The sequence below is a fragment of the Pseudomonas sp. KSR10 genome, assembly GCF_022355455.1.
Taxonomy (GTDB): domain Bacteria; phylum Pseudomonadota; class Gammaproteobacteria; order Pseudomonadales; family Pseudomonadaceae; genus Stutzerimonas; species Stutzerimonas stutzeri_E.
Genome location: NZ_JAKOEN010000007.1, coordinates 87410 through 111778 on the forward strand (window position 1 = coordinate 87410; position 24369 = coordinate 111778).

General features: G+C 58.0%; 20 protein-coding genes. 14 read left to right on the plus strand and 6 right to left on the minus strand.

Annotation, left to right across the window (positions count from 1 at the left end; genetic code table 11):
* Positions 1-81: 81 nt before the first annotated feature.
* Complete coding sequence (locus MCB86_RS02945; RefSeq protein ID WP_239609682.1) at positions 82-2010, plus strand: transglycosylase SLT domain-containing protein; 1929 nt, start codon at positions 82-84, stop codon at positions 2008-2010.
* Positions 2011-2092: 82 nt separating this feature from the next.
* On the opposite strand, the gene MCB86_RS02950 is transcribed toward MCB86_RS02945, so the two are convergent.
* The 3 genes from MCB86_RS02950 to yegS all read right to left on the minus strand — a co-directional run bounded on the left by MCB86_RS02950 (position 2093) and on the right by yegS (position 4919).
* Positions 2093-2896, minus strand: coding sequence for an MOSC N-terminal beta barrel domain-containing protein (locus tag MCB86_RS02950; protein WP_239609684.1), 804 nt, complete (start codon positions 2894-2896; stop codon positions 2093-2095).
* A gap of 26 nt (positions 2897-2922) precedes the next feature.
* Positions 2923-3855 (minus strand): chemotaxis protein CheV, encoded by a 933-nt coding sequence (locus MCB86_RS02955; protein WP_045162655.1) that lies wholly within the window; start codon positions 3853-3855, stop codon positions 2923-2925.
* Positions 3856-3989: 134 nt separating this feature from the next.
* On the minus strand, positions 3990-4919 hold the full coding sequence (gene yegS / locus MCB86_RS02960) for a lipid kinase YegS (RefSeq protein WP_045162656.1): 930 nt from the start codon (positions 4917-4919) through the stop codon (positions 3990-3992).
* Between the two features lie 370 nt (positions 4920-5289).
* Between yegS and MCB86_RS02965 the strand changes: the two genes are divergently transcribed.
* From MCB86_RS02965 to MCB86_RS03010, 10 genes are all read left to right on the plus strand, one after another.
* A complete protein-coding gene (locus MCB86_RS02965) occupies positions 5290-6726 on the plus strand; it encodes an undecaprenyl-phosphate glucose phosphotransferase (protein WP_045162657.1) in 1437 nt (478 codons plus the stop codon).
* Positions 6727-6884: 158 nt separating this feature from the next.
* Positions 6885-7322, plus strand: coding sequence for a low molecular weight protein-tyrosine-phosphatase (locus MCB86_RS02970; protein WP_045162658.1), 438 nt, complete (start codon positions 6885-6887; stop codon positions 7320-7322).
* 15 nt (positions 7323-7337) lie between these two features.
* Entirely contained in the window at positions 7338-9548 is a 2211-nt protein-coding gene (locus MCB86_RS02975) for a polysaccharide biosynthesis tyrosine autokinase (RefSeq protein WP_045162659.1), read from the plus strand.
* A gap of 173 nt (positions 9549-9721) precedes the next feature.
* Positions 9722-10783 carry a glycoside hydrolase family 5 protein gene (locus MCB86_RS02980; protein WP_045162681.1) on the plus strand — a complete coding sequence of 354 codons (1062 nt, stop codon included), beginning with the start codon at positions 9722-9724 and terminating at the stop codon, positions 10781-10783.
* Positions 10784-11133: 350 nt separating this feature from the next.
* Positions 11134-12390 carry a hypothetical protein gene (locus MCB86_RS02985; RefSeq protein WP_239609686.1) on the plus strand — a complete coding sequence of 419 codons (1257 nt, stop codon included), beginning with the start codon at positions 11134-11136 and terminating at the stop codon, positions 12388-12390.
* Entirely contained in the window at positions 12350-13234 is an 885-nt protein-coding gene (locus MCB86_RS02990; protein WP_239609687.1) for a glycosyltransferase family 2 protein, read from the plus strand. The genes MCB86_RS02985 and MCB86_RS02990 overlap by 41 nt, the downstream gene beginning before the upstream one ends.
* Positions 13224-13985, plus strand: a complete 762-nt coding sequence (locus MCB86_RS02995; protein WP_239609689.1) for a WecB/TagA/CpsF family glycosyltransferase — start codon at positions 13224-13226, stop codon at positions 13983-13985. Before MCB86_RS02990 ends, MCB86_RS02995 begins: the two co-directional genes overlap by 11 nt.
* A gap of 157 nt (positions 13986-14142) precedes the next feature.
* Positions 14143-15174 (plus strand): GDP-mannose 4,6-dehydratase, encoded by a 1032-nt coding sequence (gene gmd, locus MCB86_RS03000; protein ID WP_045162663.1) that lies wholly within the window; start codon positions 14143-14145, stop codon positions 15172-15174.
* 307 nt (positions 15175-15481) lie between these two features.
* Positions 15482-16396, plus strand: a complete 915-nt coding sequence (locus tag MCB86_RS03005; RefSeq protein WP_239609690.1) for a GDP-mannose 4,6-dehydratase — start codon at positions 15482-15484, stop codon at positions 16394-16396.
* 580 nt (positions 16397-16976) lie between these two features.
* Positions 16977-18065, plus strand: coding sequence for a polysaccharide biosynthesis/export family protein (locus MCB86_RS03010; RefSeq protein WP_045162665.1), 1089 nt, complete (start codon positions 16977-16979; stop codon positions 18063-18065).
* A gap of 153 nt (positions 18066-18218) precedes the next feature.
* On the opposite strand, the gene MCB86_RS03015 is transcribed toward MCB86_RS03010, so the two are convergent.
* The 3 genes from MCB86_RS03015 to MCB86_RS03025 all read right to left on the minus strand — a co-directional run bounded on the left by MCB86_RS03015 (position 18219) and on the right by MCB86_RS03025 (position 20668).
* Positions 18219-18407, minus strand: coding sequence for a hypothetical protein (locus MCB86_RS03015; protein ID WP_045162666.1), 189 nt, complete (start codon positions 18405-18407; stop codon positions 18219-18221).
* A gap of 386 nt (positions 18408-18793) precedes the next feature.
* Positions 18794-19420 (minus strand): PQQ-binding-like beta-propeller repeat protein, encoded by a 627-nt coding sequence (locus MCB86_RS03020; RefSeq protein WP_239609692.1) that lies wholly within the window; start codon positions 19418-19420, stop codon positions 18794-18796.
* A gap of 36 nt (positions 19421-19456) precedes the next feature.
* Complete coding sequence (locus tag MCB86_RS03025) at positions 19457-20668, minus strand: hypothetical protein (RefSeq protein WP_045162682.1); 1212 nt, start codon at positions 20666-20668, stop codon at positions 19457-19459.
* Between the two features lie 491 nt (positions 20669-21159).
* Here MCB86_RS03025 and MCB86_RS03030 point away from each other — a divergent pair, with 491 nt between their 5' ends.
* From MCB86_RS03030 to MCB86_RS03040, 3 genes are read left to right on the plus strand one after another with little or no spacing between them, the layout of a single operon-like run.
* The gene (locus MCB86_RS03030) at positions 21160-22221 is read left to right on the plus strand and encodes a TRAP transporter substrate-binding protein (protein ID WP_239609694.1); all 1062 of its coding nucleotides are present in this window, start codon (positions 21160-21162) and stop codon (positions 22219-22221) included.
* A 41-nt stretch (positions 22222-22262) separates the two neighbouring features.
* A complete protein-coding gene (locus MCB86_RS03035; RefSeq protein WP_239609697.1) occupies positions 22263-22790 on the plus strand; it encodes a TRAP transporter small permease in 528 nt (175 codons plus the stop codon).
* The gene (locus tag MCB86_RS03040; RefSeq protein ID WP_045162670.1) at positions 22787-24109 is read left to right on the plus strand and encodes a TRAP transporter large permease; all 1323 of its coding nucleotides are present in this window, start codon (positions 22787-22789) and stop codon (positions 24107-24109) included. The genes MCB86_RS03035 and MCB86_RS03040 overlap by 4 nt, the downstream gene beginning before the upstream one ends.
* The last annotated feature ends 260 nt before the right edge of the window (positions 24110-24369 follow it).

Consider the following 24369-nt stretch of genomic DNA (forward strand, 5'->3'; position numbering starts at 1 on the left):
AGCTTAATCCTCGTTTAACTGCCAGCGCGGCCAAGCTAAGCTAGCGCAGCAATCCCTCATGCCCCCGTCTTCGGAAGTCTCATGCGCGGTCGACTCTCCAGTATCTGTTTTTGTCTGTTGTTCACTGCCGTCACCCTCGAAACCGCTCAAGCCGCCAGCCTTCAGCAGCAACGGCAGTATTACGACGAAGCCAAGCGAGCCTTGGCCAAGGGCGACAGCGGCCCGTATCGGCGCTACGCCAGCGCGCTGCGGGACTACCCGCTGGAACCTTACCTGGCTTATGACGAGCTGACGGCACGGCTGAAGTCCGCCAGCAATGACGAAGTCGAGAAGTTTCTGGCTGAGCATGGCGACTTGCCCCAGGCCAGCTGGATGAAACTGCGTTGGCTGCGATTGCTCGCCGCGCGCGGCGACTGGCGGCCCTTCGTCGCGCACTACGATCCGAAGATGAACTTCACCGAACTGGACTGCCTGTTCGGCCAATACCAGCTCGCCAGTGGACAGACGAAACAAGGTTACGAGACCGCCGAGCGGCTCTGGCTGGTTGGTAAATCACAGCACAACGCATGCGATGCGCTATTCGACCGCTGGGAAGCCGCCGGACAACTCACCGAAGAGTTACGTTGGAAGCGCACCAAACTGGCGGTCGAGAACGGTAACTACGGCCTCGCCAGTTTCCTCACCAAAAGCCTGCCGACGCTGAAAGCGCAGGGCGAGCTGCTGATCGATGTCGCGCAGAAGCCGCAGATGCTTGATCAGACGGGCCGCTTCATGACGCCAACGCAGACGATGGGCGATATCGTCTCGATCGGCCTGCGCCGGCTTGCACGCAAGGATCCGGAAAAGGCCCTCCGGCTGCTTGAGACATACGCCAGGCGCCTGTCGTTCTCAACGGACGAAAAGGTCGCGATCGCTCGCCAGATTGGTCTCACCCTGGCCAAGCGCTTCGATGCACGCGCACTGAAGGTTATGGCCGAGTACGATCCCGAGCTGCGTGACGATACCGTCAGCGAATGGCGGGCGCGCCCGTTTTTGCGCCTGGGACGCTGGGACGACGCCTACGCGCTGACCCAACGGTTCCCCGAGGAGCTCGCCAACAGCAACCGTTGGCGTTATTGGAAAGCACGCAGTCGGGAGCTGGCCAAGCCCAATGACGAACAAACCATTCAGCTCTACCGGCCGGTCGCCAGCGAGCGCGACTTCTATGGATTCCTCTCGGCCGACCGCATCCAAGCGCCTTACAAGCTCAACCATCAGCCACTTGCGCTGGATCCAAAGTTGATTCAAAAGGTCCGTAACACCGCGGGTATCCGCCGTGCTATGGAATTCCATGCGCGTGGGCAGATCGTCGATGGGCGCCGGGAGTGGTACCACGTCAGTCGGCTGTTCAGCCGTGAAGAGCTGGTCGCGCAAGCACGGCTAGCCTACGAGATGGAATGGTACTTCCCGGCCATTCGCACCATCAGCCAGGCGAAGTACTGGGACGATCTGGACATTCGCTTCCCCATGGCCCATCGCAACAGCTTGGTGAAGGCAGCTAAAGCGCGGGAGATTCATCCAAGCTGGGTGTTCGCCATCACACGCCAGGAAAGCGCCTTCATGGCCGACGCCCGTTCGCACGTCGGAGCCACGGGACTGATGCAGTTGATGCCGGCCACCGCGAAGGAAACCGCCAGACGCTTCGGCATCCCGCTTTCATCACCGCAACAGGTGCTCAATCCCGATGTCAACATCCAGCTGGGCGCCGCCTATCTCAGTCAGATCTACGGTCAATTCAAAGGCAACCGGGTGCTCGCCTCAGCCGCTTACAACGCTGGTCCCGGGCGGGTTCGTCAATGGTTGAAGAACGCCGAACATTTGCCGTTCGACGTCTGGGTCGAAAATATCCCGTTCGATGAAACCCGCCAGTACGTGCAGAACGTGCTGACCTACTCGGTGATCTACGGACAGAAGCTCAACGCACCACAGCCCCTGGTCGAGTGGCACGAGCGCTATTTCGAAGGGCAGTGATGGCGATGGCAGGCCTTAAAAATGCCGGCCGCACGATGGGGACGCACCCCATTCTGCGGCGCTGCGGTTTTGCTATCCGAACCTATTCGAGCACTTGCACAGGCATGCCCACCTTCAGCACGCCAGTGCCCTCGGCGATGAGGTTCTGTCCGAAAAACACCCCGCCATCCCCCTTTCGGTAGTTCATCAGCGTAGCCAGTGGCTCACGGGTCGGGCTCTTCTCACCGTTGACCGGATCGATGGTCGGGATGATGCAGCGCGAACACGGCTTGACTACGCGAAACTCCATATCGCCAATACGAATGCGCCGCCAGCCGTCCTCGGCGTAGGGGGCCGAGTCGGCGATCAGCAAATTCGGCCGAAACCGTCGCACGTCGAGCAGTTGTCCCACCCGTGCAGAAAGATCGTCAAGTGATCGCTGGCCGATCAGTAGAAAGGGAAAGCCATCGCTGAATCCGGTCAGCTCGCCAGGTCGGGCATAGTACTGGTCGATCTGGATGCCCAGCGCGTTTGGCAGATGCACCAGCCGGCACGGGCGTTCGAGCAAGCGCGTCAGCCAGGCCGCCGCGGCATCACCGGCATCAGGTACCCGCAGGGTCTCGCGCCAGATCAGCACGCCGCGCATCATGCTGTCCGGGCCAGGCACTGGTACCCGCAGCGTCTCCATGCCGGGGGCGCACATCAGTAGCGCCGTTTCGCCCTGCCAGCGCGCGGTCAGCAATGCCATCTGCGGCAGTATTCGCTGTGTCAGGAATTTTCCAGTCGCCGCATCCACCACCATCCAGCGGCGGTCGCCGCTCAGACCGAGTTCGTCGCATCGCCCCTCCTCAAGCAACTCAGCGGAACCGGACTTGAGCGGAAAACGGTACAACGAGGAAAGGTGCATGCGGGTGCCTCGATCAGATGGACGGGTCAGCGAGTTTCGTCCAGCAACAGGCGTTCTCGGACGACATCCACCAGTTTCTCCGGCTGGAACTTGGAAAGGAAGTTGTCACAGCCGACTTTCTGCACCATCGCCAGGTTGAAATTTCCGGAAAGGGACGTATGCAGCACCACATACAGATCACGCAGACGCGGATCGTTACGGATTTCAGTAGTGAGCCGGTAGCCGTCCATCTCCGGCATTTCAGCATCGGTGAACACCATCAGCAGGCGATCGGTGAGCACTTCTCCCGCATCGGCCCACGCCTTGAGCCGGTTCAGCCCTTTCATGCCGTCGCTGGCGGCATGTACGGTGATGCCGAGCTGGCTGAGGGTCTCGCGCAGCTGCGCCAGTGCGACGGTTGAGTCATCGACACAAAGCACTTCACGCCCCCTGGCGCGCTCGAGCAACGGATCGGTTAGACGTTCGGGCGCGATGCTGGTGTTGTACGGGACGATTTCGGCCAGCACCTTCTCCACGTCGATGACCTCGACGAGCTTATCGTCGACCTTGGTGATCGCCGTGAGGTAATGCTGGCGTCCCGCCGTGGTCGGTGGCGGCAACACTTCCTCCCAGTTGAGGTTGAGGATGCGGTCCACGCCACCGACTAGAAACGCCTGAATCGAGCGGTTGTACTCGGTCACGATGATGGTGCTGCGCTCATCCGGCACCAGTGGGCGCAGCCCGATGGCACGCGATAGATCGATCACCGGGAGCGTCTGGCCACGCAGATTGACGACGCCGCAGACCGAGCCGTGCCGGTGTGGCATCAGCGTCATCTTCGGCAGTTGCACCACCTCCTGGACCTTGAACACGTTGATCGCGAATTGCTGGCGACCCGAGAGCCGGAACATGAGGATTTCCAGACGATTTTGCCCCACCAACCGGGTGCGTTGATCGACTGACTCTAGAATGCCGGCCATTATGCGGGCTCCTTGCGAATAAGGGATGTAACAAGCTATCGGCCGCAAAGCTTCGCGCTTTATTATCGGAACAAGTATTTTATCGGCCCGCAGCGAGCCACCTGATTGATCAGCCGGTAGTGGGTACGCCGCGGTCAGGCGGGCTCGCCATCAGCTCGAGGCAGTGGCTCATCCCGCAGTAACGGGCTGCCGTCGGGAAGATGCAGTCGCAACGCCCTACGCTTCACCGAGAAGCGCATACGCTTCGCTGCAAAGGGTTCACCATCAAGGTTGATGTCGATCTCATCCGGCGCTTCAACCTCGATCCATGGCACGCGCGCGGTTACTGAAACGGTATCGATTCCCAGCAGCCCACCGCTCAACAGCGTACCCAAGGTGCCTACCGTATCGGCAGGCGCCGGGACGATGCAGATATCGAACAGGCCATCATCGATCGAAGCCTGCGGACACAGCTGTTGCCCACCCCCAGACTGACGACCGTTGCCGATACCCAGTGCTAGAAAGTCGCCTTCCCAGGCGAAGTCAGGTCCAACAAAGCGCCCCCAGGCAGCGCGCAGTTCACTGAAGCGCGACAAGCCGGTCAACAGATATGCGCTGCCCCCCAGCACCCGCTTCAGCTCTTCGGAAGTCGTAGCAGTGACCTTGGAACCGAAGCCACCGGTGGCCATGTTGAGGAAGGTTTCACCGTTCATTTCTCCGACATCGACCCTCACCGGCTCGCGATTGAGCAAGGTCAGCGCCTCGAAGGGCGTCAGCGGAATCTCGGCGGCTTGGGCGAAATCATTGGCAGTACCCAACGGCACTATCGCCAGGCTGGCATCCGAACCACTTTCGAGCAAAGCCTGGGTCATTTCCCGCGCGGTCCCGTCTCCACCTCCAGCGATCAGTGTTCGGTATCCCGCGGCGAGCGCTTCCTGCACCAGGCGTGCGGTATCACCGGCTTCCCAGGTCACCCGTACGGCCAGTTCGTTTCCCAATTGACGCCATTCGTTGACTGCGGCACGCAGCTCGTCGTTGAGCGCCTGTTTCCCGTGAAGAACAAGTAACGCCTTGGGTTCATTCATTTCCAATAACTTCCATTCGGTAATCGGCAAATAGGACCTGCTGCGGCACCAGAAAGTTGTGAGTCCGGGACCAACCGCGACTTAAGCCCAGCGACACATCGCGTTGACCATCGGTCAGGAGACCGCCCCCGAAAACGCTCGGTGCGGAACCAGCCCTTGCTCATAACCTTTAAATATCAGCCCTTTAGCAGCGAATTTAATCCTCACGACTGACTAAGCACTTTGCACCCTGACGGTGAACTCATTTCCTGGAAGGCGGTCGGAGCAGGTGTCCAGGTGAAGGTTGCGATAGCGGCCTGCCATCAGAACCGCGGATCGCGGCGATCAAAACGAGTATTGAGCTAGCAATAGCCGTAGGAAGGAGCCTTGTATGCGCTTACAGTCCGTTGGAACCCTTGAGTACGCCCACCCCAGTTTTGTTGATTATTTCCTTGCCAGCGTTCGCTTGATTCACGGACTGACCGCTGTTTTGCCGGGCGTCCTGCTGTTGCTTTTTCTGCCGCTCGAACTGCCGGCGGGTGGTGGTACTTTCAGTACCTTTCTGATGTTTTTCGGCGTCATCAGCGTAGTCATTTTCCAGTCGGTCGGTATCTATAGCGAAGAAGTGTTCAGCACACTGCTGCGCTTCCGCACCATGTTGGTGGCCTGGGCTGCTGCGTTCAGCCTGTTGATCTTCATGCACCAGGGGCTGGGCATGTTCAGCTACCTGGAAGCCAAGCACCTGACTTTCTGGTTCATTGCCAGCGGCGTCCTGTTCGGCGCCGAGCGATTGATGATGCTTGCACTGTTCCGTCGCCTGATGGCCAAAGGTGTATACCTGCAAAATGCGGTGATCCTCGGCGGCACCGATAACGGCCTGCGCGTTGCCGAGTATCTAGCCCATCACCGCGACATCCGCACCGGCGTACTCGGTTTTATTGATGACCGCCTGGAGCGCCTGCCCAAAACGCTGGCCGACCTCCCACTGCTGGGCAATACGCGCGATCTGGAACAAATGATCCGCGAAGAAAAAGTCACCCAGGTTCTAGTCGCCCTGCCCTGGTTCGCCGACAGCCGCATCGGCCAAGTGATCAATGAACTGCGCAAGCTGCCGGTCAACGTGCTGCTGGTCCCGGACATGGTCGCCTTCCGTCACGCCAACAAGCGCATCACCGAAGTCGGCGGGCTGCCGACGCTGATCGCTTCCGATCTGCCGCTGCGCGGCTGGTCGCCAATGTTCAAGCGCATCGAGGACATCATCCTCTCCAGCCTGGCTCTGCTGGCCGCCGCGCCCGTAATGCTGTTGCTGGCCCTGGCGATCAAACTGGACTCGCCCGGCCCGGTACTGTTCAAGCAGAAACGCTACGGCTACAACAACCGGCTGATCGAGGTGTTCAAGTTCCGCTCGATGTACCACGCCAAGTCGGATGCCAATGCCGAGCGCCAGACCACCCGTGACGACGACCGCATCACCCGTGTAGGTCGCTTCATTCGCAAAACCAGCCTTGACGAGCTGCCCCAGCTGCTCAACGTCTTCCTCGGCAGCATGTCCATGGTTGGCCCGCGCCCTCATGCAACCGCGACCAAAGCCGCGGGCGTGCTGTTCGAAGACGCCGTCTCGGAATACTCCGCGCGCCATCGCGTCAAGCCCGGCATCACCGGCTGGGCACAGATCAATGGCTATCGTGGCGAAACCGACACCCTCGAAAAGATCGAAAAGCGCGTCGAGTTCGATCTGGACTACATCGAGCGCTGGTCGGTCTGGTTCGACATCTACATCCTCGCCCGGACCATTCCCGCCTTGCTATTCAATAGGGACGTCTACTGACTGCAGCACGCATTGACCGGCCCCATCAAGGCGATACGCCACTTCATGCGCGAGCGCAGCAGGAAGATTGAACTAATGAAGCGAGCAAATATCAGATTTGCGTTCTGCTACACGCATGCCCATCCGTCCAGGAATTCGGGGCTGAGAGGCTAAGCGAGATGTTCCAGAACATATTGATCGTCTGTGTCGGCAACATCTGCAGAAGCCCGGCGGCCGAAGCGTTGCTGGCGCACAGGCTCCAGGGTAAAGGCCTGACAATTAGCTCGGCAGGCATAGGTGCACTAGTAGGCAATCCAATGGACAAGACCGCACATGAGGTGCTTGCCGACCACGGCCTGGAACACAGGTCCCACCGTGCTCGGCAGGTCGATAGCGAGATGCTGCACCAGGCCGACCTGATCCTCACCATGGAGCACAGTCACGTCCAGCACATCCGCCAGATAGCCCCCGAAGTACATGGCAAGACCTTTCTGATGGGTAAATGGCTAGACAACATGGAAATCCCCGATCCCTTTCGTCAATCCAAGCCCGCATTCGAACATGTCCACAGCCTTCTGACGCAGTCCGTCGAGAGCTGGCTTCCTTACCTGAAATAAGAAGAAGGAACTTCAATGACCACCATGCCCCGCCCCATCTACGAAACCAAAGAGGACAAGGACATTGACCTGGCCCACCTCTTTGACACGCTCATCAATAATCGGGCCTTGATCCTCACCATCACAGGCTTCTTCGCGGCACTAGGTGTCGCCTACGCATTGCTCGCCACGCCGGTGTATCTGGCCAGCGCGATGATTCAGATCGAGCCGAAGAATGGCTTGCCCAGCCTCACCGATGTGGTGGGCAACGCACCGGCAGTCTCCCCGGCACAGACCGAAATCGCACTGCTCAAGTCGCGCTCCGTTGTGGGCGGCGCGGTGGAGGCGCTCAACCTCGACATCAACATCGAGCCGCATTACTTCCCCCTGATCGGCGGGTTCGTGTATCGCCGCTTCGAGCCGACTGAAGAAGGCGAGCTGGGTTGGTACCCGGACGGTTTCGAGTCCTACGCCTGGGGCGGTGAATCGCTGCGTGTCACTCAGCTGATCGTGCCGGACAAGATGCATGGCGAAGAGTTGACACTGGAAGCCGCTGAGAATAATGGCTTCATTCTGCGCGACCCCGACGACGAAGTGGTCGCTCAGGGTGTGGTTGGCGAACCGGTCGAAACGCCGGATTACGGAATTACCGTCGCCGAGCTCAACGCGCGGCCAGGTACCACCTTCACGGTGATAAAGAACCGCACCTACGCCACCACCGAGGACTACCAGAATCGCCTCTCCGCTGGCGAGCTCGGCAAGCAGTCCGGCATCGTCAATGTGACCCTGGAAGGCACCGATCCGGACAAGGCCATTCAGGTGTTGGAGGAAGTGGCGCAGCGCTATGTGGACCAGAACGTCGCACGCAACGCCGCCGAAGCGACCCAGAGCTTGGAATTCCTCAGCGAACAGGTACCGGAAGTTCGCAAGAAGCTCGATGCCGCCCAAACAGCGCTGAACAAGTACCAGACCGGCAACCGTTCGGTAGACATCTCGGCCGAAACCCAATCGGTACTGGATCGCATCGTCGATCTGGAAAAGCAGATTTCCGAGCAGAACCTCAAGCGTACCGAGATGGAACGCCGCTTTACCCGTCAGCATCCGAACTTCCAGGCGCTGATGAATCAGATCAATCAGCTACAGATGCAGAAGGCCGAGCTGGAGAAACAGATCGGCACCCTCCCCTCGACCCAGCAGGAACTGCTACGCCTGACCCGTGATGTGGAAGTGTCGTCCGAAACCTATTCGATGCTGCTGAACAAGACTCAGGAGCTGGACATTATCCGTGCCGGTACCGTGGGCAACGTGCACATCATTGACCACGCGGCAGCCGACATCGATCAGCCCGTCAAGCCGAACAAGCCACTGATCGTCATTGCAGCCATCCTCCTCGGAGGCCTTCTCGCAGTCGCCTTCGTTTATGTTCGCGAGGCGCTCAAGCGCGGCGTGGAGAATCCAGAAGAGATCGAGCGAGTCGGCATTCCGGTGTACGCCGCAATCCCGTTCAGCGAGAAGCAGGGCGCGCTGGAAAAACGTTTGGCCAACTTCAAGCGGGACAAAAGCAGTGCTTCTTATCTGCTGACCATCAACGATCCGGCGGATCTGGCGACCGAAGCCATGCGTAGCCTGCGCACCAGCTTGCACTTCGCCATGATCGAGGCCAAGAACAATATCCTGATGATCACCGGCCCCAGTCCAGCCGTCGGTAAGTCGTTCGTCACCAGCAACCTGGCGGCGGTAATCGCGCAATCCGGCAAAAAAGTGCTGCTGGTCGACGCCGACATGCGCAAGGGGTATCTGCACAAAGTCATGCGTTGCCAGGGTGAGAAAGGGCTTTCGGACATCCTGTCCGGGCGCATCACGCTGTTCGACGCCATCCAGAAGACCCAGCTCAACAACTTGCACGTGATTGCTCACGGCCAGTTGCCACCCAATCCGTCAGAGCTGCTGATGCACGAGAACTTCTCTCGCTTCGTCAAAGAAATCAGCACGATGTACGACATGGTGATCTTCGACACGCCGCCGATCCTCGCAGTCACCGATGCCGCCCTGGTCGGCAGCCAGGCTGGCACCACGCTGATGGTTACCCGCTACGGCCTGAACGGCGTCAAGGAGATCGAGGTCGCCAAGCGCCGTCTCGAGCAGAACGGGCTTCTGGTCAAAGGTGTGATCTTCAATGCCGTGATTCGCAAGGCGTCGAATTACAGCGAGTACGGCTACTACCAGTACGACTATCAGAGCAAGTGAGTGTACCCGGCATGTACCGCATGCCGGCCTCACGAACAACAGCTTTTGCCACTCGTTGCTCCGCATCGACTACTCGTTCCCGTTCGCTCGCATTCGTTAGCGAACGGTGCGCGCAGGTTGCGCAGTCAATGCCAGCCCAGTTGCAGATAGTTCAATTGGAGATCAAGGTAAATATGACACGTTGCTTTCTTTCGCCCGTGCTTGGCGCGATACGGCTGGCTGCAGGCTTGGCACTGGTCAGCTGTGTATCGCTTGCGCAGGCTCAATCCAGCGAGAATAGCGCCGGTATCGACCTGATCGGCATCAATATGTCCGGTGCCAATTTCGCACCTCATATAACGCCCGGTAAGGTCGGCACTAACTATTTCTACCCGGAGGAAAAATACTTCAAGTATTACGCGGACAAAAATATCCGTTTGATCCGCTTTCCGTTCATCTGGGAGCGCGTGCAACATGACCTATACAAAGGCGTGAACTTCGATCAGATCCGCCTGATTAGGCGCACTTTGGATTACGCGGCCAAGCATGGCCAGAAAGTCATTCTGGATATGCACAACTATGGCCGATACAAGGGCAACCTGATCGGCTCTCCCGAAGTGCCATACGAAGCCTACGCCAGCGTCTGGAGAAAACTCGCCGAAGAGTTCAAGGATCACCCCGCCCTCCTGGGCTACGACATCATGAACGAGCCCCACTCCACCAAGGGATTGTGGCCAGCTGCGGCACAGGCGGCGGTCGATGCGATCCGTCAGGTGGACATGAACACCCTGATCTTCGTGGAGGGCGACCGCTGGGCCAGCACTTTCCACTGGCGCAAGGTGAACGAAGACTTTCTGATCGAAGACCCCGCAGACAAGCTCATTTACGAAGGTCACCTGTACTTCGACAAAGACTTTTCCGGACGCTATGCAGCGGACGAAACCGTCAGCCCCATGTTGGGGGTGGAGCGAGTCCGACCTTTCGTCGAGTGGCTGCAGGAACACAACCTTAGAGGTTTCTTGGGTGAGTACGGCGTACCTGGCCATTCCGAGTCGATGCTGGTCGCCATGGATAAATTGCTCGGCTATCTCAACGAACACTGCATTCCCAGTGCCTATTGGGCCGGCGGCCCGGGTTGGGGCAAGTACGTCCTGGCCGTTGAGCCCATCGACGGTAACGACCGGCCGCAAATGGAGGTGCTGCAAAAGAACATCGCCAATAGCTGTACGGAATACGGACCGACGCCGCGGCCTTGATCGATGCCCAGCTACCCTATCCGCGTATCCGCCGTGGAGAAACGCGTAGCACCTCGGCGGTGTGACGGCAGTCAGAAATTTTTGGCAAAACTGGCAATCACACGCAACCCAACCACTAACCGGTTGTCCAACGTTTCGACCGAGCATCAGCGGATTAATGCGAGCGAAACTCGAATGACCCGCCTATCGAAGGAGTCTGGTTACCGACGGTTGCTGCGCGATGAAAGGCAGGCCGGTAACAGCGATACCAGGACGACGCATCGAAGCATCGGTACGACAACGTTCAATGGCTTGAGTTTGTTGCGGCGTAGTTGGTCTGGACAATGGAAAAGCACCTAAGGACCCAGGTGATGACAAACATCAGCTCAAGATTCTTTTATTTACCTTTGACGGTGTTGGCGCTCGTTCTACATTTCTCTGTATTCGGCGATAGCACGCACAACCCGATCGGATTCAAATTTCTCAACGAAGCCTATCTGGCGGTTTGCCTTGGTGCATCGTTGCTTCTCGTGCTCGCAGCTGCAGAGGATGCGTCCCGAGAATTGCGCGTTCTGATGTACTACGCCTTATATAGCGTTTTGGTATTTACTCTGCTGCCGGCGATATTCTCGTTCTATACGTTCGGCCAACCCATTGCTTACGGGCTTATCGAAGAACGAAGAATTTTGTTCGCTTTTGGTTTCGCACCTCTTTTATTGCTCGCGAAAAAACTGACGACCCGCCAGTTCGAGCATTCGCTCTTGGGCGCGGCGCTGCTGGCAGTATTTCTTTCATGGTGCTTCAAGTTCGGCCTGTTGCCTGATCTGCGCACAGAGCAAACAGCATGGGACCGTCCAGATCGCTCCTCCATAGGCCCCTTTCTAATTTGCTTTACCTACTTCTATTGCATTCAGACCTGGGCGAGAGGGAAGTCTCCGATCAATGGCGACAAGCGGGCGCGTAACCTCTATCTCATCATGGCCGCGATACTTCTCATGACGCTGGTTTTCGCAACGCAAACTCGCCAGCTTATTGTACTTTGCCTTGCTTTTACGCTTTTTTCTCTTAGGGCCAAGGCCATCATATGGGCCGCTTCACTCTGTATTATCTTATCGCCCTTCTATTTCTATCCAGAACTTCTCCAAACCTTGGGGCTGAACATCGAGTTCTATCAAAACAGTCTTGAAGGCGATGTAGACGATGGCGTGCGTCGTTACACGATCGCCGCCATATTCAATCATCTGGATCTGGTCAACTGGCTTCCCAGCGGTTCACTTTCGCTGATGTGGCAGGACGGCTTCATTCCTTATTTCGGTGAACATTTTTTCCTGTCGGACGTCGGGATCATCGGAACCATGTTCCGCTTCGGGTTTCTGACCTTCCTGGTGGTGCCAATGTCGCTGTTCATTTATCAGCGCATCGCCCGCAACATAAACCCGGACATGGGCTTCAATTACGCGGTCATGCTGGCGCTCTTCGTGATATGGCCACTCAGCGGCCTGTTCGAATACGCACAACCGATCGTTGTCATGCTTTTCGTTGTACATGCTTTACGCGCACGCCATCTTCGCAGCAAGGAACGAGTACATGAACGTCGCACTTATTCTCAACTACAAAGCTGCTACTGAAACTATCAGCTGCGCAGAAAGCCTGCTCACTCATTGCTCGACAATCGATCATATCGTCATCGTCGACAACGACTCCCAGGATGGGTCAGCCCTTGCCTTCCAGCAATGGCTGGATGAAAAGGCATATGCAAAGGTAACGTTGCTCTGCAATCCGGAAAATAACGGTTATGCCGGCGGCAACAATTATGGCTTGCGCTGGGCGATGGAAAATCTCCAGCCCACCTACTTCTGGGTTGTCAACAACGATACGTATGTCGACAGCGATGCTTTCTCGCCGTTACTCGAAGCGTTGCAGCGGGACGACCGCCAGTTCGTCGGTTCACTCGTGCTGAGCGCCGACACCGGGCGTTTGGAATGTTACGGCGGCGGAAAGCTGTACCCCATCCTGGGCAAGGCACGCCTGCTTGGAAAAAACCAGAGCCTCGAAGCACTGCAGCAGCAGAACCTCCAGCATGACCCCGATTACATAATGGGTTGCAGTCTCGCGTTTTCAGCGGCGCTGACGAAGGAGATCGGCCTGATGGACGAAAGCTACTTCATGTACTTCGAAGAAGTGGATTGGCAATACCGCGCCAGGCGCTTCGGTATCTCGATCAAGGTCATTCCAGAAAGCCGCCTGTTCCACTATGGCTCTCTCAGCCTGGGAAATCGCTCGGCTTTCTATCATTACTATCGCAACCGAGCGGCCACTCGCTTCAATAAGCGATTCTATGGACCGCTCTTCGCACTTACTTCCGCATTCTTGCTTTCAGCCGTTACAACGATAAAGGAATTCAGAAATCCCACCCTCGCCTGGTCGGGTATCAAGGGCGCTTTCAAGGGAGTAGCAATGAGTGTCAAGTGATACTAATGCGTTCGGAATAGACTTCTATTCCGGCAATAAGAAAACGTTATTGAGCTACATCCGAGAGGGTGTTAAGCAACCCTATTCATTTGTAGTAACGCCGAACGTGGATCACCTCGTTCAACTGGAGCATGACGAAGAGCTCCGAGATGCGTACGCCAAAGCCCGCTGGAGGCTCTGTGACAGCCGTATTCTTCTATCGTTGTTGGGACGCCTGGGTGTGCATCTGGACGAGGCCATTCCGGGCAGCGACCTGACCCTGGATATTCTCAAATGGGCCGACGAGGATCGCTTGCGCGTGGTTCTGATTGGTTCGTTGCAGTCGGAAGCCGACAAGCTCAGAGCGCTCTACCCCGGCATCGATCTGTATCACTACAACCCGCCGATGGGCTTCATCAAGAACCCCGAAGAAGTGCAGCGTTGCTTGCAATTCGTTCGGGAAAACCCGTCGGAACTGGTTCTGTATGCCGTAGGGACGCCGCGCGGAGAAGTTCTGGCCGCGGCGACTCAGTCTCATGAGCGTTCTGGCATGGGCTTTTGTATTGGTGCGTCCATCTCTTTTGCGACGGGCACCATCAAGCGTGCGCCGAAGTGGATGCGCGAATACAAGCTCGAGTGGCTTCATCGCATGTGCATGGAACCCCGCAGGCTGGCCAAACGTTATTGGATTGATGCGTTGTATATCGTGCCCGCCTTTCTACGGGAAAAAAGCTCGAGGCAAAAAGCCAGCCCCGCAAAGCAGGAGTCTTGATCGGATATCGAAGGGCTGCCAAAGGGCATGCCACCGTCGTTTCGTTATGTTGGTCGGCAACTAACGAAACAAACTCGCGAATACTGCTTCGCTGCTGCTTTCCAGACAATAGCGAAGCAAGAGCAATTCTAAAATCTAACCTCAAACAGGGAAGAACATGAAAGCAATCATCACGGGCATCACAGGGCAAGACGGCGCTTATCTGGCGGAGCTTCTGCTGGAAAAAGGCTACACCGTATATGGCACTTTTCGGCGTACCAGCTCGGTAAATTTCTGGCGAATCGAAGAGCTGGGTATCGACAAACACCCCAATCTGCATCTCGTTGAGTATGACCTTACCGACCTGTCCTCCAGCATCCGCTTACTTGAGAACAGCGGTGCAACCGAGGTGTACAACCTCGCGGCACAAAGTTTCGTCGGGGTTTCATTCGAACAACCGCTGACCACCCTGGACATCACAGGCGCAGGCGCTGTGAACCTGTTGGAAGCCATTCGTATCGTCAATCCGAAGATTCGCTATTACCAGGCCTCCACCTCGGAAATGTTCGGTAAGGTTCAAGCCATTCCGCAAGTGGAAACCACCCCCTTCTACCCTCGCAGTCCCTATGGCGTCGCCAAGCTCTACGCGCATTGGATGACCATCAACTACCGAGAGTCATACGACATCTTTGGTTGCAGCGGGATCCTGTTCAACCACGAATCGCCTCTGCGCGGCCGCGAGTTCGTAACCCGGAAAATCACCGATTCAGTGGCAAAGATCAAACTGGGTCAGCTGGATGTGCTCGAACTGGGCAACATCGACGCGAAGCGTGATTGGGGTTTCGCCAAAGAATACGTCGAAGGAATGTGGCGCATGCTGCAGGCCGACGAGCCTGACGTTTTCGTACTGGCGACGAACCGTACCGAAACCGTGCGTGATTTCGTGACCCTGGCATTCAAGGCAGTCGATACCGAACTGCGATGGGAAGGCAGCGGTGAGCAGGAGCAGGCTATCGACACGGCGACTGGCAAGGTCGTTATGCGGGTCAATCCAAAGTTCTATCGCCCAGCAGAAGTCGATCTGTTGATCGGCGACCCGCAAAAGGCCAAAGACGTGCTGGGCTGGGAACCCAAAACTTCGCTGGAACAGCTGTGCCGCATGATGGTGGACGCCGACCTGCGCCGCAACCAGCAGGGTTTTTCGTTCTAGGAAGGTTGATCGCCCACTGAGCGGAGCTGTACTGGATGCTTTAGTTGGGCACCGGCACACTCCGCCAGAGAACCGCGAAGGACACCGGACCTGTTCTCTGAGCTCACTTCCCCTGAACGATGGCCAGCTTGTTTATGCCAGCGATTCACGGTCGGCGCTGGCTTGAACTGATCAGAAAGATGAAAGGCGCCGTTCCAACGGCGCTTTGTAATCAGCCAGCCGACCGTAACCGGGACGCAACATCCCATGCCTATACCAGGGATAGATCGCTCCGCTGAAATTGGAATTTCATGCTATCGGGAAGAACATGCGTAAAGTGCTGATTACCGGCGTCACCGGTTTTACCGGCCGCTATATGGCAGAAGAATTCGCAGCCTACGGCTACGAGGTTCATGGCCTCAGCTATCGCCAACCCATGGGTGAACTGCCGATGGCGGTCTCAGCCATTCATTGCTGTTCGCTGAACGACACCGAGACGCTGCGAGCACTGTTGACGGAAGTACGGCCCACCTATGTTGTCCATCTGGCCGCCGTGTCTTTTGTCGCACATACCGACGCGGACGCGATCTACAACGCCAACCTGCTCGGCACTCGTCACCTGCTCGAAGCGCTACGCACAACAGCTACCGGCCTGGAAGGCGTGCTCCTGGCCAGCAGTGCGAATGTCTATGGAAACGCTACCGAAGGCGTACTGGACGAATCTTCACCTTTTGCTCCGGCCAACGATTACGCTGTGAGCAAAGCAGCAATGGAGTACCTGGCGCGACTATACGTTGGGCGGTTGCCGTTGATTATCAGCAGGCCGTTCAATTACACGGGGGTTGGTCAGGCTGAGCAATTCCTCATCCCGAAAATCGTCGCGCACACACGTCGTCGCGCCGATGTTATCGAACTGGGGAATCTGGATATCGCCCGCGACTTCTGCGATGTCCGTCAGGTTGTACAGGCCTATCGACGACTGTTGGAAACCCCCGCCGCAATCGGCGAAACGGTCAATATCTGCTCGGGTTCTGCGTATACGCTCGAATATGTTCTTGAGCAGGCGGCCGCCATATCCGACCACCGAATGGAGGTCAGGGTTAATCCAACCTTCGTGCGCAGCGCTGATGTAAAAAATCTGTTCGGCTGCAGAACCAAGCTGGACTCGCTTATCGGCGACCTTCCCCAGATAGAACTGAAGGATACCTTGCGCTGGATGATCGAACAGCCATTGGAGAATTAATACTTTTTTCAATAACAGCGGCGTTGCCGAGGGCCTAAGGGCATTGCGATTGGTTATAACAGAGCGGGTATCTTCGATCCTTTTTAAGCTCGACTGATACGAGCATCGAATGGCGTACGGTTATTCATAAGCCTTACTTCTCCGCTTATTTGCATGCGTGCCGCAACCGCGCCCCAGGGTGAAAAGAAACGAATTGCCGTTCTAGACGCTCTCATCGCTTAGCACCACAAATGCTTGCTACATCAATGCCTGATTTGTGCGCATTGTCTTGAACCCCCGAGAAACGGAGCGGTCTATGGCTACGGTGAGCGGCAAGCGCCTGTTGCAGTCTCGTGAAAGCGCTAAGCAGGTTGACTGAAGCCTGTCAGTAACTCTTCCGAAACAGGTCTCACATCGAGTCATGACGTACGACTTCCAGCGCTTTGCGGTAGCGGCATCAGGAGAAGCAGATATTGAATCGTTTTTGCACTTTCGAAAAACCGATTGTTGATAGACGAATCAATTTCGCTCGTTCCTTCAGTTCCAAGTGAATCTGCTGTTTCACTTCGTAAAACAACTATTCCGTCAAGGATGAAGAACCATGAAACCATTATTTGCTCTCGCTTTCTCTTCCGTGCTGGTGCTCCAGGGATGCGTGTTTTCGCCTGGCCAACACCTTGATCCGGATGAATTCAAGGACGGTGCGGTATCAGAAGACGGTACTGTACAGCTGATTCGCATCACTCCCGATATGCTCAAGGGCGAGCTGTCCTCGGACAGGGGCACCTCCAGCAAGCAGGAACTGATCGACTACAAACCGGAGGCGTACCGTATCGGCGCCAACGATCTTCTCTATATAACCGTATGGGATCATCCGGAGCTGACAGCACCGTCCGGTCCGCAGCAGCAACTCGATGCCAACGGGCGCCTGGTTCGCCCTGATGGCACCCTGTTCTACCCCTACATCGGCACCGTCAACGCTGCGGGCCGTACTATTGAAGAACTGCGAACCGACATCGCACGCCGCCTCGCCAATTACATTGACAGCCCACAGGTGGACGTTGCATTGCTGCGTTACGGTAGCCAGCGCGTAGTCCTGTCCGGCGCGTTCAATACGGCTGGCGAAGTACCAGTCACCACCGCCCCGATTACGCTGGTCCAGGCCATCGGCCAGGCCGGTGTAGACACCGAGACCGCTGACCTGTCCAGCCTGATCCTCAAGCGTGACGGTCGCGAGTACATGCTTAACCTCGACGACCTCAACCGTCCAGATTCCTGGCTGAACCAGGTCTACCTGAAAGACGGTGACCAGCTCCACCTGCCCTACAACGACCAGAAGAAGATCTATGTGCTCGGTGAAGTCACCCAGCCACAGGCGCTCAGCTTCAAGGCCTCGAGCTTCAATCTGATGGATGCCATCGGTACTGCAGGCGGCATTCGACAGGATACGGCTGACGGCGAAGCGGTCTATGTCATCCGTGGCGCAGAGAACATCGCCACCGAGAAAGCCAAGGTATTCCAACTGAACGCGGCCTCCCCCACCGCCTTCGCCCTGGCCAAAAGCTTCCCGCTCCAGCCGCAGGATGTGGTGTTCGTAGGGCCGGCCGGAATCACTCGCTGGAACCGCTTCATCAGCCAGCTGTTGCCGTCGGCCACCGTGGTCGGTACCGGTGCGGCGTTCAACCGCTAATGACGTGAAAGGCATCAGGTCCAGCGCGGCCTGAGAAAAAGAACCGCAGCCAGCCCCTTGGGCGGCTGCGGTTTTTTATTTCCGTCCACATCCCGTGTGATGCCCGAGCCAGTGAGCTTGTGCCATCAGCATTGAGTGAACGACATCAACTGCCTATTCGGTCGGGATAGTTGGGTCATCTTCAAACATGTCGATGTCTTCATCGGTGAGCTCCGGCTCCTCGGGGTCGGACATCGGGGCATCATTGATGCTAGCGCCGTCCGGATCCCCGGGCAGGGGCGCCTGCGCGTCAGGATCGTTCGCCGCCTGTACTTCAGTAAACATCATGGATTCGACTTGCATGCTTCACCTCGCAGTGAGGCTCTCGATGAGCCTCTGCAAATTTCGAACGGTGAAGCCGCGATTGGTGCTGAACCTTCAGTCGGAACAGCGAAGCGCGTAATCAGCCGCAACCGCCTTCCGTATGACATCAGCTCGGCCTTGCGGTAGGCGCAAGCTGAAACACACGGGCACACGAGGACATCCTGAACCAGCACCCGATGCCCTATTCGCCTCCACCGAGAACGCCATCAGGAGCGCGCCGAAACCAACTCGATTACGAGTGTCCTGCAGCAGTGGCAGGACGCCGGAAGGCCGTCTGGCTTTCCGGCTGTAACCTGCCCTTTGTCGATAACGCTCATCCAGGCAAGGCATGGGCCAACGCATAGGCCATTGCAACCAGCGAGACGTCAGATGGGGCGGTCAACGGCTCTTAATTTGCCGCTTGGGCCACCGCCGCAGAAGAAGCGGCCCGTGCCATCGTATTCGAGCCCGGATACGCCGACACCCTCAGGCATTTCGACGGCGTCCAGCACGTCGCCTGTGGCCGGGTCGATGCGCCTCAGCTCGCTCTGGCCTTCCTCCCAAACTCCATGCCAGAGTTCCCCGTCGGCCCAGGTGACGCCTGTGACGAAACGGTTGGACTCGATGGTTCGAAGAATGGCGCCTGTTTGAGGATCGAGTTGATAGATCTTTCGCCCGCGATACTGGCCAACCCAGAGCGTCCCTTCTGCCCATGTCAGACCCGATGCATCTCCAGGTGCCGTAATGGTGGCAAGCACTGTGCCGTCCGTGGGATCGACTTTATGAATGAGGTCGCCCGATATCTGGTACAGGTACTGGCCGTCGAATGCCGTTCCGGCATCCGAGCAGACATCGATCGAACGCAGGGTTTCGCCGGTTGATGGATCGAGCGCATGCAGTTTGTCTCCGCTTGCAAACCAGACGTGTTGGCCATCATAGCTGACGCCATGCACGCTCTCGATGCCATCGAAGGGTCCGTATTCTCGTGCGATGTGTGCTGCTGATCGGTTCATGTGTCCATTCCTCCTTAACAGGTGGGAAGATCCTAGTCACATCATCACGGAAACGGGGAGTAACAAGATCGGCGCGAAACCAGGCGTGTGCGACGTCATCCAGCGCCGCGACCTACCGCTACCGAATGATTGCACGCTACCGACCGTCGCCAACGAGTCCAATGCTCGTTGCACGCTGCGCTGGCTGGTTCCGAGCGCAAGGGCAAGCGCGGAACTCGACCAGGACTCACCGTCAGCCAAGCAGGCGAGCACGGCCGTGTGTTTCTCTTCGGCGGGGCGTGTCAGCACAGCGACCTCGTCCGTCGCAAGCGGCGCGAGCACGAATCCCCGCTTCGTTGCAGTCACGCCAACCAGCCCCAACAGCAATGCTCGAAGACGCCCGATCTCCACACGCAACCGAGCCCTGTGCGACTCATCGACGGCCCGGGCCCGGAATGCTCGTTCAATCAAGGTGCGTCGCGATACGTCTGCCGGCCAGGCTTCTCCCAGCACGCGGATCAGCTCGAACAGCACAGGGCGTTTGATCAAAGAAATGCTCGCATTGCCTTTACACACGATATGACGGCATGCGTCCACAACGACCATGCCCGACGTCAGTACCTGTTGCACTTCGTCCAGCTGCACCAGTCGGTCGTCGCGCTGCGTAGTCAGCCGTGCGACCGGCTTGCTCAATGCAGCGGAGGCACGTTGCAGCTCCGCACTCAGAGCGGGAATGCATGCTCGGCTCGCCGCATCCTCGGCTCGTGCCAGCGCCCTGCGCGCGCTATCGACCTGAAGACGCCGGAGCGCTATGGCTGCAACGACCAGCTCATGGATCGCCTTGGATGCGGGTCCAAGTACTGCCGAATCCAGTGCGGCCAGAGCGCATTCAGCGTCGTCCATGCGGCCGATCAGAACCAACCGCCGAAGCTCGATCAAACGCGCGTGCGCGGCGTTCGGCCAATCTCCATGCGCTTCGAGTGTCGCTCTCGCGTCGTCGAGCCTTTGCGACGGCCAGCCCAGATCGCGTGAAGCAAGCGCGATCTCGGCTTCGGCGACAACGCACCGGGCGCGGGGCACCGCCTCTTCGAAGCCGAAGGCGGCGTCACGCAATAGGGCCTTCGCTCGCACGAAATCCCCGAGTTGTGCCATTGCGATACCCCGAAGCGCAAGCGCTGCCGGATCGTCGCACAACGCGACCCTTTTGAGAGCGCCAAGTGGATCGCCAGATGCAAGTGCCTGCGCCGCGGCTTTCCTCAGAGAATCCATCCGCATCCCGTCCACACCTATATACCTCGAGGCTCCGATCGATCTGTCTTCCAGTGTCGATGACAGATCCTCCTTTTGATCCGAAGGACAACAAACCCATCGCTAGGAGTGGGCGGCCCCTCGCGGGCAGTTAACTGGCAGACGTTGCAGTCACTCTCATCGATGTCGATCTGCCCCAATGAGCCTAGCCGCTCCACGGAATTTCCATGCGCTGATAGTAGTAGCCACAGTTATGCAGCCCGGCAATGGGCCGGCAAACACAGCGTCCCATCGCTCGCACAAGGCTGACGCCTTCTATTAGAAGCTGGCCGTTAAGCCGAACGGCAAGGATGCCGTTCGATAATCGCACAGTAAGCAGCATGCCCGATTGATTGCGCAGACCGGAGCTTGCACGATTCATCGGCGATACGAGCCGCTGTCCGCCAAGGCGAGCCTTGCTCCCTTCCAGACACGCCGTTCGAACATAACAATGAATAAAAAAGGATGACGTGATGCTCAAGCTCCCCAAAACGCTGCTGTCCATGTTTGCGCTCGGGTCCCTCATGCTGAACGGCGCGGCCCATGCCGATGAACCAGTAGTCACCCTGAAACTGGCCCACTTCCTGCCCGCACATTCGGTGACCCAGGCGCAATTTCTCAAACCTTGGGCGGAACGCATCACCCAGCAGTCCAACGGACGTATTCAGTTCCAGTTCTATCCTTCTATGCAGCTCGGCGGCACACCACCGCAGCTGGTCGATCAGGTTCGCGATGGCGTAGCCGACATCGTCTGGACCTTGCATGGCTACAGCAGCGGCCGCTTTCCGCTCACCGCGGCGTTCGAACTGCCCTTCATGAGCAGTTCCTCGGAAGCCAGTAGCCAGGCCATGTGGGACTTCATTCAAAGACATGGACAGGACGAATTTGCCGACATGCACCTGTTGGCCACGCATCTGACTGATGGTGCCCTCGTGCATACGACTAAAAAGCCTATTCATACTTTGAAGGATTTCCGCGGCCAGAAGCTGCGCGCAGCCAACCGCACCGCCGCCAAGACCATCGGGCTGCTCGGCGCTACGCCTGTGGCGATGCCCGTCCCGCAGGTTCCCGAAGCCCTGTCCAAAGGCGTTGTGGACGGTGCGGTGCTGCCATGGGACGTAGTCCCTGCGCTCAAACTGCACGAACTGGTCAGGTACCACACCGAAACCGCTGTTGGCACCCCGGCGCTGATGCACACCGCGCTGATCGTCGGGATGAACCAGGACACCTACAACAATCTGCCCGCTGATCTGAAGCAGATTATCGATGCCAACAGCGGTCGCGAACTCTCCCGCGAAGCTGGACGCATCTGGGACAACCAGGTGGTGGAAACGGGCCACAAGCTGGCTCAGTCGCGCAATAACGAAATCTACGTACTGCCCCCGGAGGAGCAGGCCAAGTGGGTTCAGGTTACCAGCAAGGTCAGTGAAGACTGGATCAATGAAGTTGAAAGCAAAGGCTACGAGAACGGCAAAGCGCTGCTGGAAGAAGCTCGCCAACTGATCGAGCAATACAACGCCCAGCTATCCCACTGATCGATACAGGCAGTACCGACGGTGCTGCCCTGGAGAGTTACATGAGCGAACCCATTGCCCAGGTTGCCCCGGCGCCTGCGGATCCCCTTGGCCGCCTGCTCGACGTGCTGTCGCGCTTGCTAGCCATCGTAGGCGGCCTGTTGCTAGTAGCGATGACATTGATGGCGACCTACAGCATCGCCATGCGCGCGCTTTTCGACGAGCCGCTGCTCGGCGACGTCGAGCTTGTGCAGATGAGCTGCGGCATCGCTATCGTCTTCTTTTTGCCGCTGTGCCAGCTACGACGCGGCAATGTCATTGTCGACGTCTTCACCCTGCATGCTTCGGCACAGGTGCGCAACGGTCTCGACGCCCTGGGCGGCTTGTTGATGGCGCTGACCGCGGCGGTGCTGGCCTGGCGCTCGGTAGTCGGTACCGTCGATGCCTACGGCACCGGCGAGGAATCGATCATCATGGGCTTGCCGATCTGGTGGTCGATGACCGCCTTCGCCCCTGGTTTCGCCCTGCTGGCGCTGGTGGCGCTGTACACCGCGTGGCAGGATTTTCGCGGTAAGGGCCAGTCCATATGAGCAGTGTTGAAATCGGTGGACTGTTTCTCGCTATCCTTCTGGTGTTGTTGGTGGCACGCATCCCGATTGCCATCGCCATGCTGCTGACCGGTGTCGGCGGCTACGTTGCCATCAGCGGCTGGCCACCATTGCTGAGCTACCTGAAAACGGTCGCCTATGCGCGATTCACCGTTTATGACCTTTCGGTCATTCCTCTCTTCCTGTTGATGGGCCAGTTCGCCTCACGCGGCGGCTTGGCGACAGGGCTGTTTCGCGCCGCTGCGGCGATGATCGGCCACTGGCGCGGCGGCTTGGCGATGTCGGCAGTCGGCTCCTGCGCGGCCTTCGGCGCAGTCTGTGGTTCCTCCATTGCCACCGCCGCGACCATGGGCCAGGTCGCCCTGCCCGAACTCAAGAAGTACAACTACTCCGGCTCGCTGTCGGTGGGCTGCCTGGCCGCCGGCGGCACCCTGGGAATCCTCATCCCGCCGTCGGTCGTCTTGGTGATCTACGCCATCCTCGCCCAGGAAAACATCTCGTCGCTGTTCATGGCGGCGTTCATTCCGGGTGTGCTGGCGGCGATCGGCTATATGGTCGCGATCGCCATTTACGTGAGGATGAATCCAGACGCCGGTCCGGCACAGCCCCGCATGAACTGGCGCCAACGCCTGGCCGCGCAGAAAGGCGTATGGCCGGTATTCTTGATCTTTGTGCTGGTACTGGGTGGCATCTATGGCGGCTGGTTCACCCCCACCGAGGCCGCAGCGATCGGCACCGTCGGCACCGGTATCTTCGCCGTCGTGCTCGGCGGGATGCGCTGGGCGGGCTTCAAGGAAGTGCTCTACGGCACAGCGGTAACCACCGCAATGATCTTCATGATCCTGCTCGGCGCCGACATCATGAATTCCTTTCTCGCTATTTCGCAGCTCCCGGTAGCGCTAGCCGAGGCCATCACCAACAGCGGCGTCGGGCCGTTCGTGGTGCTCGCCGGGATCCTCATTCTGTACCTGATCCTCGGCTGCGTGATGGACACCATGTCGATGATCCTGTTAACCATTCCGATTTTCTTCCCGCTGATCATGGGCCTCGATTTCTATGGACTGGACCAGACCGAGAAGGCCATCTGGTTCGGCGTACTGGCGCTGATGGTGGTGGAGATCGGCATGATAACGCCGCCGGTGGGAATGAATGTCTACGTCATCAGCAGCATGGCCCGCGACGTGAGCCTGCGCGATGCCTTCCGCGGCGTGGTGCCCTTCCTGATCTCCGATGTCCTGCGTGTGGTGGTCCTGGTGCTGTTCCCCTCCATCACACTCTGCCTTGTGCGGTGGCTGTCATGACGCCACCCGACTAACCGGATTGCCGCCAGCGGCGGCGTATCACTCCCCCTCGCTTTGAAGCATCCGCGACTGCGGCGGGGGGCCCTCAACCTTGAAAAAGGGATAACAACAATGAAGCACCTGAACCACAACACCCGAGCAGACCGCATCCTGGTCCCGACGTTGCTCGCGGCATCCATTGCCGCCCTCGCCCCGCTGGCCGCCAGCGCCGAAGGCTTCGTCGACGACACCAAGATCACCGTCAATGCGCGCAACTTCTA

Bases quoted from the DNA above. Each gene is read 5' to 3' on its own strand.
- MCB86_RS02945 (WP_239609682.1), top strand. From the start codon at position 82: ATGCGCGGTCGACTCTCCAGTATCTGTTTTTGTCTGTTGTTCACTGCC.
- MCB86_RS02950 (WP_239609684.1), bottom strand. From the start codon at position 2,896: ATGCACCTTTCCTCGTTGTACCGTTTTCCGCTCAAGTCCGGTTCCGCT.
- MCB86_RS02955 (WP_045162655.1), bottom strand. From the start codon at position 3,855: ATGGCCGGCATTCTAGAGTCAGTCGATCAACGCACCCGGTTGGTGGGG.
- yegS (WP_045162656.1), bottom strand. From the start codon at position 4,919: ATGAATGAACCCAAGGCGTTACTTGTTCTTCACGGGAAACAGGCGCTC.
- MCB86_RS02965 (WP_045162657.1), top strand. From the start codon at position 5,290: ATGCGCTTACAGTCCGTTGGAACCCTTGAGTACGCCCACCCCAGTTTT.
- MCB86_RS02970 (WP_045162658.1), top strand. From the start codon at position 6,885: ATGTTCCAGAACATATTGATCGTCTGTGTCGGCAACATCTGCAGAAGC.
- MCB86_RS02975 (WP_045162659.1), top strand. From the start codon at position 7,338: ATGACCACCATGCCCCGCCCCATCTACGAAACCAAAGAGGACAAGGAC.
- MCB86_RS02980 (WP_045162681.1), top strand. From the start codon at position 9,722: ATGACACGTTGCTTTCTTTCGCCCGTGCTTGGCGCGATACGGCTGGCT.
- MCB86_RS02985 (WP_239609686.1), top strand. From the start codon at position 11,134: ATGACAAACATCAGCTCAAGATTCTTTTATTTACCTTTGACGGTGTTG.
- MCB86_RS02990 (WP_239609687.1), top strand. From the start codon at position 12,350: ATGAACGTCGCACTTATTCTCAACTACAAAGCTGCTACTGAAACTATC.
- gmd (WP_045162663.1), top strand. From the start codon at position 14,143: ATGAAAGCAATCATCACGGGCATCACAGGGCAAGACGGCGCTTATCTG.
- MCB86_RS03005 (WP_239609690.1), top strand. From the start codon at position 15,482: ATGCGTAAAGTGCTGATTACCGGCGTCACCGGTTTTACCGGCCGCTAT.
- MCB86_RS03010 (WP_045162665.1), top strand. From the start codon at position 16,977: ATGAAACCATTATTTGCTCTCGCTTTCTCTTCCGTGCTGGTGCTCCAG.
- MCB86_RS03015 (WP_045162666.1), bottom strand. From the start codon at position 18,407: ATGCAAGTCGAATCCATGATGTTTACTGAAGTACAGGCGGCGAACGAT.
- MCB86_RS03020 (WP_239609692.1), bottom strand. From the start codon at position 19,420: ATGAACCGATCAGCAGCACACATCGCACGAGAATACGGACCCTTCGAT.
- MCB86_RS03025 (WP_045162682.1), bottom strand. From the start codon at position 20,668: ATGGATTCTCTGAGGAAAGCCGCGGCGCAGGCACTTGCATCTGGCGAT.
- MCB86_RS03030 (WP_239609694.1), top strand. From the start codon at position 21,160: ATGCTCAAGCTCCCCAAAACGCTGCTGTCCATGTTTGCGCTCGGGTCC.
- MCB86_RS03035 (WP_239609697.1), top strand. From the start codon at position 22,263: ATGAGCGAACCCATTGCCCAGGTTGCCCCGGCGCCTGCGGATCCCCTT.
- MCB86_RS03040 (WP_045162670.1), top strand. From the start codon at position 22,787: ATGAGCAGTGTTGAAATCGGTGGACTGTTTCTCGCTATCCTTCTGGTG.